Genomic DNA, 1,251 nt, shown 5'->3' on the forward strand with positions numbered 1-1,251 from the left:
CTGAAGAAGAACGCGCTGAATTTGAATCAGCCATTCAACAGGTAGGTTTTGAAGAAGAAATAGACGGGAAAAACGCGCAAAGGAAAGAACGGCATGTTTTGGCCATGGAGTCTGGGCAGCATCAAATAGCCATTTGAGCAGGACATAGACGATCAGAGCGCAGAATAGTTGCCCATAGACCGCATTTTCGGTCGTACCAAACAGGGTTGGAATATTCAAATGTTGCTTGATCCAACGGAAGAAGACTTCAATCTGCCACCGAGCTTTATACATCTGCGCGATGTGTTCTGCGGTCACCTGCATTAAATCGGTAACCACCCGAATTTCCCGACCTTCAAAATCTCGAAACATCACCACACGATGACGTTGCCTGGAACGACACTGAGGGGTTCCCAACTGGCACGTGATATCTCGAATGACAGATGAATCCGGCTTCTGGAGGCGGCGTAGCGCATGGGGTTTTTCTAAATGGACGTTGTCGCGAAGCCGTATGACAAACGATTGCCCATGGGTTTTGAAGTCGTCCAGACGCTCCAGTTTCCCATAAGCACGGTCCATCACCACAATGTAGTCCGGTTGAGCCAACGCTTCACTTACGGGGCCATCATGCCTTGAACCCAGCGTTTGTATCACCTGAAGAGGTTGCGCACTTTCAGCTCGTAAAGCCACATGAAGCTTAATGCCCGCACGCTCTCCGTGATACGGAGCCCAGGGTAGCCGTGTTTTTCCCACCGTCATGGTGGTTGAATCGATGAGGAGCAATTCTTTGGGAAACGTAAGTTTTCGGCGTGTTTCTCGGCTACATTTGTGAATGACCCGATGAAAAAGCTCCTTAAATATAGCAAAGGGGACTTCGGCTGCTTTGGTGGAAAACCGTGAATAATGAACGACAGGCAAACCACTAGAAGCAGCAAAATCTACGCCAGAGCGGTAACTGTCCCATTGCTCCAAAGCAGAAACACACCAGTATTGAAGTAAACGGGTTACCGTGAATTTGCGAGCCTTGTCTTCATAACCTGTATCCTCGGCAACCGTTTGCACTTCTTCGGGAGTCAGGATGGATTGAAGGATGGATGTAAACATGATAGAATTTTTCATGAGATCGTCCTCTTTCTGAATCGCTTGTTGGTACAAACGATTCTACAGAAAAGACGGTCTTTTTTCTACTATTTTTTGGTTATTCAACAGGCGTGCTTAGCTTTAAGTGTAGAAGCAGAATGCTTGTCATGATTATCTACATCATGTAGCACA

The 1,251-nt window shown here is 47.1% G+C and carries 1 protein-coding gene; it reads right to left on the bottom strand.

Going from position 1 to position 1,251, the window contains the following annotated elements; all coding sequences use genetic code 11:
- A partial coding sequence (locus ACIFO6_RS11700) for an IS4 family transposase (protein ID WP_430040839.1) occupies nucleotides 1-1,098 on the bottom strand: 1,098 nt, incomplete at its 3' end.
- Nucleotides 1,099-1,251: the final 153 nt, after the last annotated feature.

This window comes from Paenibacillus sp. NRS-1781 (assembly GCF_050467745.1).
Taxonomy (GTDB): domain Bacteria; phylum Bacillota; class Bacilli; order Paenibacillales; family Paenibacillaceae; genus Paenibacillus; species Paenibacillus terrae_A.